This is a genomic window from Candidatus Obscuribacterales bacterium, assembly GCA_036703605.1.
In the GTDB taxonomy this organism is placed as follows: domain Bacteria; phylum Cyanobacteriota; class Cyanobacteriia; order RECH01; family RECH01; genus RECH01.
In genome coordinates this window covers 1-4,423 of the sequence record DATNRH010000723.1, presented here as the reverse complement: position 1 = coordinate 4,423, position 4,423 = coordinate 1, and the positions used below count along the sequence as shown (strand labels likewise).

The window sequence follows — 4,423 nt, the reverse complement described above, 5'->3', positions numbered from 1 at the left end:
GAGATCATCCTAGGAGCTTGATCTAGCTAAGATATATCTATTTTTCTAGGGTAAGCCTCCTTCCTCCCGCACAGTTCCCTTGTGATCGATGGCGATCGCTTGCTCTAGGGCAATTCGTTCCCGCGATCGCCTGGCATAGGGCTGTAGCTGTTCCACCGACTCCCCCGTTAAAATACTGAGATTCTCCAAACTCATGCCCCGCATCAACATTTCAATGCACCAAGTTTGCCGGGCTTGATCAAGACGGGGTGGCGCACCATTGGGAGCCACCAGTCCATCTGCAAGCTGATGCCACCAGGTTTGTAACGCTGCCAGCGACCAGCGATCGCCGTCCTCCGTGATGAATAAACTGGGATGATCATCCTTGCGATTCTTCAGCCATTGGGTCAACGGGTTTCGGGTATGGGAACCATAGCGATGACCCAAAATCCATCGATTGAGCGGCACCTGACGGATATTATCCTGCATCACTTGAATAAGATGCTGTTGGCTATCACTTACCTGATGCGATCGCTCTAAGGCAATTACTTCCCCTGGTCGTAGCCCCGCCCCAAATAGCACATAGGCGATGGCGTAGTCCTGAGCCCCCTGTTTCTTAGCCCGCAACAACAGCGATCGCACGAGCCCGGCTGGCAAATCCACCACCGCTTCTGCCAACGGCTGATGCAGTACCAAAGCCGAGGGCAAGGGGGAAGAGGCCTCGGTGGCCAGCACGCCATTTAAAACTAAGGTCGGCAGTTGCTGCAAAAAGCGATCGCGATCGCCTCCTAGCAGACCATGGGTATCGCTACTCAATTCCAGTACCGCGTAGCCCAACACCAGCGTGTTCAGCAACCCCGCCACCGTCTCCAGCGGCACGGTCAAGGGCTGAGGATCGTTTGACAGTGCTACTTGCAGATAGTCCTGAGTATAACGATTCATCTGCTGAAGCTGCTGACCCAGAGCTTGACGAGTCTCTGGAGGATAAAGCCCCGACTCACCCACCAGCGATCGCACAAATTCGGGGACAGCCTCCAACTGCTGCAACCAGGCTGCACCATAGCTCTGCAGCGCCTGGGATAAACTGCTTGGCAGGGGCAAAAATTCAGGAGCGATCGCCCTGAAGGAGTCTCCATGACTGGCTTCCAACAGCGCCAAAAGCAAGCCATGCTTGCTTCTAAAATGACGAAACAGGGTGACTTCATTCACCTCAGCCTGGTCGGAAATTTCCCGCGTCGTGGTTTCGGTGATTCCTTGGTGAAGAAACAGGCTAAGAGCAGCCTGCATCAACCGTTCATGGGTGGAAGGTCGAGACTCTGACATGGGCCTTTCTAAAGAAAATGTAAGTATTACTTGCAATTTTGCTGCAAGGGTTGTTATAGTCACAGTGTAAGCATCACTTGCATCCACTGTATCGCATCTTTCTCCACCCTGGTCTCTCACCGAGGGTACATCGGAGCAGTCGAGCAGGTTTGAGCGCTTATGATCCTTCACCCTTGAGATGTCAACTGACTATGACAGCAAACCCTCAATCTGCGCCACGGCCCCTCTCTGAGAGCGATCGTGCCCCTCAGACTATCCCCATGGATCCATCATCGCTCCCGATCCACTGGGTGAGTATTTTCTTCTTCGGCAGCGTTCATGCCGTGGCGCTCCTCGCACCTTGGTTCTTCTCTTGGTCTGCCCTAGGCGTGATGCTTGCCCTCCATTGGCTCTGCGCTAGCATCGGCATTTGCCTTGGCTATCACCGTTTGCTCACCCACCGCAGCTTCCGTGTTCCCAAGCCAGTGGAATACTTCTTTGCCACCATGGGAGCTCTAGCTGTTCAAGGTGGGCCAACTTTCTGGGTAGCTGGACACCGTCAGCACCATATGTACACCGAAGATGTGGATAAGGATCCCTATTCAGCCCGTCGAGGCTTTTGGTGGAGCCATATCCTCTGGCTATTTTATGATCGACCCAGCGTATTTGATCGTAAAGAATTAGTTAAATATGTTCCCGACCTAGCCCGCGATCGCTACTACCAATGGCTAGATCGCTACTTCCTGCTCCTACAAGTGCCCTTAGGCTTACTCCTCTATGCCCTAGGCGGCTGGTCATTTGTTATCTATGGCTTGGCAGTGCGTTTAGTCCTTGTCTGGCACGCTACCTGGTTAATTAACTCTGCAACTCATAAATGGGGCTACCGTCGATTTGAGGTCAGTGATAATTCCCGTAACCTTTGGTGGGCAGCGCTGTTGACCTATGGCGAAGGCTGGCACAACAACCACCATGCCCACCCTAACGTTGCGAAGGCTGGCCTAACTTGGTGGGAAGTAGATCCAACTTGGTGGGTGATTCGCGGCTTGCAAATGATGGGTATTGCCAAGCGAGTGATTATGCCCCCGGATCTACCGGCCAAAAAGGCGTAGACAATCACACTTGATATGAATTAACCAACTGGGCTATGTCAACCATGGCCCAGTTTTCTATGAAGCGATCGCTCTAAGGCAAGACTACTATGAAATCCGGTTGAATGTTCATAGCTGGGAGATTCTGCATTCAATCCCCCGCTGCGCTGCCTCCTTATCAAGGGAACTACAGACTCCAGGTACTACCAAAGCCTTGAATATATAGAGCATCTAACCGAATTTGATATAATCTTATCCATCTATCAGTTCGTCTGAACCTTGCCCTCAAGCAGATCATAGGTTGGGGCTACGTCATTGAGGTACGCTCTGAATCACGAGATCGTCGTTGAGGATCGTTCAATAACAAATGAGCACTAGGTACCGCATACAGCGCTAAAATCGTTGTGCCACCTAATCCACCAGCTATGCAGATAGCTAAGGGCGGCCAAAATCCAGTCGCGGCAAATAACAGTGGGACAAAACCTACTAAGGTAGTTAATATCGTTAGCATGACGATCAGAAGGTTAAATTTCTTAGCCTACTAACGAGGGTGGAAACTGCAAACGCTTGAGCAGCGCTAGGGTTTGCCGATAGGCCCTCATGTGCCCTTGGTTGCAAAAACAGGCGGCTGCTTGGTGGAGATCAGCGATCGCTTGATCGATATCTCCTAGCTGCTGATGGAATCGCTGCGTTGCCCTAACGGGAGTGGCGATCGCTATAGGCAAGCCTGCTGATCTCCGTTGCACTCACGTTCAACCTAGCAAGAGTCGCTAATGTGTTCTAGATAGCTTGACAAATCAATTTTTTTTGATTTGATAAGTATCAGCATGAGTTACCCCCTGTCCAGTGGAGTGCCTCTGCTCACTCAGATCGTTCATCGAAGGATGTACAAGATGAAAGAACAGCGGAGGATGTATGGTGAAGGTTGCCGTCAACGGGTTTGGACGTATCGGTCGTTTGGTTTTGCGGGCTGCTTGGCATTGGCCCGAACTAGACTTTGTCCATATTAACGAGGTGAAAGGCGGCACTGCTGCTGCTGCCCATTTGCTGAAGTTTGACTCGGTCCATGGTCGCTGGACGCCGGAGGTTGAGGCGGTTGGAGACGAGGCGATCGCCATTGATGGAGCATCTGTGACATTTAGTGACTACAGCACGCCGGGCGAGGTGCCTTGGGATGAACTGGGGGTTGATATTGTTTTGGAATGTTCTGGCAAGTTTCGCACGCCGGAGGTATTGGAGCCCTATTTCAAACGTGGTGTCCAGAAGGTGATCGTGGCGGCTCCTGTGAAGCAGGGTGCGTTGAATGTGGTCTATGGCATCAACGATCATCTCTATAATCCCGATGAGCATCATTTACTCACGGCGGCCTCTTGCACCACCAACTGTCTAGCGCCGGTGGTCAAGGTGATTCATGAAGGTTTGGGGATCAAGCATGGGGTCATTACCACGATCCATGACAACACCAATACCCAAACGATTGTAGATGCGCCCCATCAGGATCTACGCCGGGCCAGGGCCACTAGCCTATCCCTAATTCCCACCACAACCGGATCAGCCACCGCTATCACGCTAATTTATCCAGAACTGCAGGGTAAGCTGAATGGTTTAGCCGTTCGTGTGCCGCTGCTGAATGCTTCGTTAACTGACTGTGTGTTTGAGGTGGAGCGCCCTACCACGGTCGAGGAAGTCAATCAGCTCCTTAAAACCGCTGCTGAGGGTGATCTAAAAGGCATCTTGGGCTATGAAGAACGTCCCCTAGTGTCTATTGACTACAAAGACGATCCCCGATCGTCTATCATTGACGCCCTTTCAACCATGGTAGTGGATGGCACCCAGGTGAAGATTCTGGCTTGGTATGACAACGAATGGGGCTACTCCTGCCGCATGGCAGACCTGACTCGCAAGGTGGCGATCGCTCTCGATTAATCCCTGCGCCTAAGCATTTTATCTGTAGACTGTCTTACCTAAATCCTTCTAATCTCCATGACTCCCTCCACGACCGCTGAAACCCTAGGGGTGCGTAATTATGCCCTCGTCACCGCTGCCGACTGGGG

At 51.9% G+C, this 4,423-nt stretch carries 4 protein-coding genes; 2 read left to right on the top strand and 2 right to left on the bottom strand.

Annotated features, from left to right (window positions below):
- Positions 1-45 precede the first annotated feature (45 nt).
- Complete coding sequence (locus V6D20_15170) at positions 46-1,302, bottom strand: TetR family transcriptional regulator (GenBank protein HEY9817121.1); 1,257 nt, start codon at positions 1,300-1,302, stop codon at positions 46-48.
- A gap of 191 nt (positions 1,303-1,493) precedes the next feature.
- On the opposite strand from V6D20_15170, the gene V6D20_15165 reads away from it, so the two are divergent.
- On the top strand, positions 1,494-2,390 hold the full coding sequence (locus V6D20_15165; protein HEY9817120.1) for a fatty acid desaturase: 897 nt from the start codon (positions 1,494-1,496) through the stop codon (positions 2,388-2,390).
- 512 nt (positions 2,391-2,902) lie between these two features.
- Here V6D20_15165 and V6D20_15160 read toward each other — a convergent pair.
- On the bottom strand, positions 2,903-3,115 hold the full coding sequence (locus tag V6D20_15160; GenBank protein ID HEY9817119.1) for a hypothetical protein: 213 nt from the start codon (positions 3,113-3,115) through the stop codon (positions 2,903-2,905).
- 169 nt (positions 3,116-3,284) lie between these two features.
- Between V6D20_15160 and V6D20_15155 the strand changes: the two genes are divergently transcribed.
- Positions 3,285-4,295, top strand: coding sequence for an ArsJ-associated glyceraldehyde-3-phosphate dehydrogenase (locus tag V6D20_15155; protein HEY9817118.1), 1,011 nt, complete (start codon positions 3,285-3,287; stop codon positions 4,293-4,295).
- Positions 4,296-4,423: the final 128 nt, after the last annotated feature.